3 protein-coding genes and 1 pseudogene are annotated in these 3783 nt (G+C 52.4%); all 4 read left to right on the forward strand.

The genetic code is table 11. The annotated features are described in order from the left end of the window. Nucleotides 1–324: 324 nt before the first annotated feature. Nucleotides 325–918, forward strand: a complete 594-nt coding sequence (locus ACJROR_RS00080; protein WP_406545320.1) for a DUF6273 domain-containing protein — start codon at nt 325–327, stop codon at nt 916–918. A gap of 591 nt (nt 919–1509) precedes the next feature. After that, complete coding sequence (locus ACJROR_RS00085) at nt 1510–2205, forward strand: Tfp pilus assembly protein FimT/FimU (RefSeq protein WP_406545321.1); 696 nt, start codon at nt 1510–1512, stop codon at nt 2203–2205. 535 nt (nt 2206–2740) lie between these two features. After that, nucleotides 2741–3262: a hypothetical protein gene (locus ACJROR_RS00090; protein ID WP_406545322.1), complete on the forward strand. Its 522-nt coding sequence runs from the start codon at nt 2741–2743 to the stop codon at nt 3260–3262. Nucleotides 3263–3309: 47 nt separating this feature from the next. After that, nucleotides 3310–3783, forward strand: a pseudogene (locus ACJROR_RS00095) (hypothetical protein); the annotation flags it as partial.

Raw genomic sequence — 3783 nt, forward strand, 5'->3', positions numbered from 1 at the left:
GACAAAAACGAGGGGAAAAAGCTCAGGCTCTCCGCAAACGTTTTCGGGAAAATAAAAGTTCCCAGCTCTTTTTTCAGGTTTCTGCAGGCATTTTTGACCGCGGCTGTCCCTTCCGGCAGATTTTTTTGAGAGTTCGGTTCCCGGTAACACATTCCGTTTTCCGGGAAAAGACTTCCTCCCCGCTTGCGAACGGATAAAACGGCATTCGTAACAGGCTGCCGGAGCGGGAGACTCGTTTTGGTACCTCCGGCCCCTCTCCCAAAAGTCTCCTGATGGGCTATAATGAACCGGTCGTAACAACTGCAACTTCTCCGGAATCATCATATGGAACTTTCCTCCGCCGCTATCGGCAGTAAAATCACCTTCGGCTCCTATTTCACGGAAAACGCAGAGGACAAGGCTCCCCTGTCCTGGATAGTGCTGGATCGGGATGACAGCGCGGTTCTCCTTATTACAGAGCTTTGCATTGACTCCGGGGTATACAATCCGGGATGCGATGATATCACCTGGGCGGAGTCCTCCTGCCGGAAATGGCTTAACGGGGATTTTTTCAGCGAGGCTTTTTCCGCTGCCGAACAGGAGCTCATCCTGGAAACCGCTGTTACCACTCCGGATAATGCCCTTTATCATACCAAAGGGGGAGCGGACACCCGGGATCGGGTATTTGCCCTGAGCCTTGAGGAGGTTAAAAGGTATCTCCCGGACAACGAGAGCCGCAAGGCCGTGCCTACCCCGTACACGCTCTCCAAAAATCTCTGGACCCACAAGGATAAGACCTGCTACTGGTGGCTGAGATCCCCGGGCATTATGCAGTACAATGCCGCAGCCATTTACTATTCGGGGCTTATCAGCGATATCGGCTGCTTTGCCGGCGACGAAAAGGTGGCATACCGGCCGGCTGTCCGAGTGAAGATCTGATCGGAAAAGCCGGTAATTGTCTCTGCCGGACTTTGCGCCTCATCTCAGTCTCCTGCCTCTGAAATAGCGCGAAATCCCCCAGGGAGCCCCTGAGCTCATTGCCTTCCCGGTTCCCCCGGCAGGCTTCAGAAGGCGCCCTGCCGCCAGTCGTCATCTCGGCAATTTGCTCCCCGTCATATGTCAGGGCAAGACGCTGTATTTTCAGTAAGACATGGCATTATATTTTGCCGTTGTGTCATAATCCTCCAGGCGACGTTTATCGGCCTTTTCCGCAGCAGCTATTTCTGCCGCCGCGCCCCGCTTATCAGCGCAAATCCCGTCGCCGGCGCCGGTTTTTCAGGTTATTACATGCAAGTTTCAGCATTATTTCCGGCACCGGAAAAACTGGCTGTGTTTTGTCTCAAAATTGCCACCGGCGAGTTTACAAATGCAACTAATTAAAATAACATTTGTTAAAAGACAAGAAATTTCGAAGGAAGTATAAATAGAGAAATCAAGGGGAACGCCTTTTGGGCGTTATCGAACCAGTGATATGTCAGTGACAATAGTATATCGTCAGGTTTTCGATTCGAAATGCAGGAGGGCGCGGCTATGCAAAGATCATTTCCGGGATATGCTTTCCGTAAATTTTCAGGAGGCTTCACGCTTATTGAACTGGTCTGCGTTATTGCGATTTTGGGAATTATGGCTGCTTCGGCCGCTCCTAAATTCGTTGCGCTGCAGACCGATGCCAGAGTGGCCAGGCTGATGGCTCTCAAGGGCGCTCTCAAGTCCGCCGATACCATGATTACCGCAAAGGCGCTGGTTCAGGGATCTTCCCTGGACGGGGATTCGTACGCCGGCGGTGGCTATTTTGAATACAACGGCGTTAAATACTCCAAGAAATACGGTCATATAGATCGCAACAACATGGGGTATTTTATTGAGGGAACTCCTCCCGGTCTGATAGACGGTAACAAGATTGCCAAAAGCCGTACCGGAAATGTTAACGGTTACCAGTTCGACTGCAGGAATTTCAAGGGGGTCTGCGCTTATGACTGGTGCGACTGCTGGGCAAATAATACCAAAATCAAGGAATTCCCGAATAACAACAACGTTGTAATGGGGGACAGCGGCCAGAAGTCAGGAGATGCAGCCAAAGCGGCGCAGTATTTTATTCCCCGCGGCATGGAACCGAGCAAATTTGAAACGGACAAATGCCTCGTGGTATATCAGCAGCCAGTTCTGCTGAATGACAAGAAAACTATATATCCGTCGAAGGTGGGGATCGTAAGCGACGGCTGCTGATCTCTGCATCTCTGGCGAAGCGCCAAGGACAGCGTGATCTGTCCTTTTTTGATTCCGCATTGCAGGACAAAAGCCCGGTAACTCACGCTCGCGCTTCCCTGCGGATGACTTACCGCGCCGCGCGCAAAGCGAAACAGCGGCAGATCTTCCGGCGGAAACGATCCGGATCACAGGCCCGCACTAAAAGCGCCCCGAAAAACTCCCGCTCAGGCTTGCATAAGATGCATGTGAGGTTAAGGCTTGCGGAGCAAACAGATCCCTCTGCCTGACTATTTTCAGAAATCTTTCCGTCCTTGCTGCCTTGCCCTGCTGCTTCACGCAGGGATCCTGCCGCCTGCCGTCATCACCGTAAATTGATCCCCGTCATATGTCAGGGCAATGCGTTGTCTTTTTAGTGAGGTATGCGGCATTATATTTTGGCCGTTATGTCATAATCTTCCAGGCGACGTTTGTTGGCCTTTTTTGCCGCAGTTTTCCCTGCTGCAGTTTTTTCTCTCTGCCGCAACCTCCCGTGTTTTTTGTTACAGGTAAAGCTATGCCCGCACGCAAGTTTATTTCGAAATCCGGTATCGTTCTGGGGACGATCCTTCTTCTGAGCGCGGCTTTTCCGGCGCTCGCCGCAGCGGAAGCCTCCGGCTGTCAGGATATCGTGATTGAAAGTCGTTCTCTGAAAATCTGTCCCGCATTCATTATCGGCGCCGCCGACGGCTCCTCCGGCAGCGCGGAGTTCCCGGCAGAGCAGATCGGCGTCTATGACAATAAACCCGTTTATTCCGGAACAAATGTTCCTGCCCGGGATCCGGAAATTCTGGGATATGTTTCGGATGAAAACGGCGGCTTTATCCTGAAAAGCTCCCTCACCTTCAAATGCCGCAAAAAAGCTCCCGACTGCGCTCCGGACAGTCTCGGGGCCCGGAAGCTGAGCAAAACCGTATATCTGATAAAGCCCGGCAGCATCGCGGAGTGGCAGGATCTGTACCGGATCATTGCGGCCCTCCCTGATGTTACCGGCATCACCATCTCCAAAGACTATGGCATGAAAATGAATCTCCGTTAGCAGGAGCAGTTTTCAGAAAAATATCATCCTGCGAGGAAGCAAAAGTTATGAAACCGCGTTTTAGCAAATTGTCCGCCTTCATTTTTTCAGCCATTGCCCTGACAGCCTGCGGCGGGGGCGGCGGAAGCAGCGGAGGAGACAGCAATAACAATAACGATGACAATGGCCGGGAAGAGGCCGTTTATCTCTCTTTTCATGTTCTTGACGGCGATATTGAAAACGCCTACGTTTACGCCGACCTGAACCGCAATTACCAGTGGGACTCCGCAAAGGAACCCCGGGCCAGAACCGATTCCCGGGGCCGGGTAATTCTGGACATCGCCAAAAAGGAACTTAATGAAACCGGGGACACCCGCCTTCTGATTATCGCCGCCGCCGGAAGCAGCGCAAGGGATCATGTTTACGGCTCCGAAACCGCCCTGGCCGCCCCCTTCACCATGTCCCGGAATATCTTCGTTAACCGGGAGACTCCGGATTACACCACCTTTACCATCTCCCCCTTCAGCACCCTGGCAGATATC

Source organism: Succinimonas sp., from assembly GCF_045225735.1.
Lineage (GTDB): Bacteria > Pseudomonadota > Gammaproteobacteria > Enterobacterales > Succinivibrionaceae > Succinimonas.

Coding starts and splice junctions, on each gene's coding strand:
- ACJROR_RS00085 (WP_406545321.1), top strand. CDS start 1,510: ATGCAAAGATCATTTCCGGGATATGCTTTCCGTAAATTTTCAGGAGGC.
- ACJROR_RS00080 (WP_406545320.1), top strand. CDS start 325: ATGGAACTTTCCTCCGCCGCTATCGGCAGTAAAATCACCTTCGGCTCC.
- ACJROR_RS00090 (WP_406545322.1), top strand. CDS start 2,741: ATGCCCGCACGCAAGTTTATTTCGAAATCCGGTATCGTTCTGGGGACG.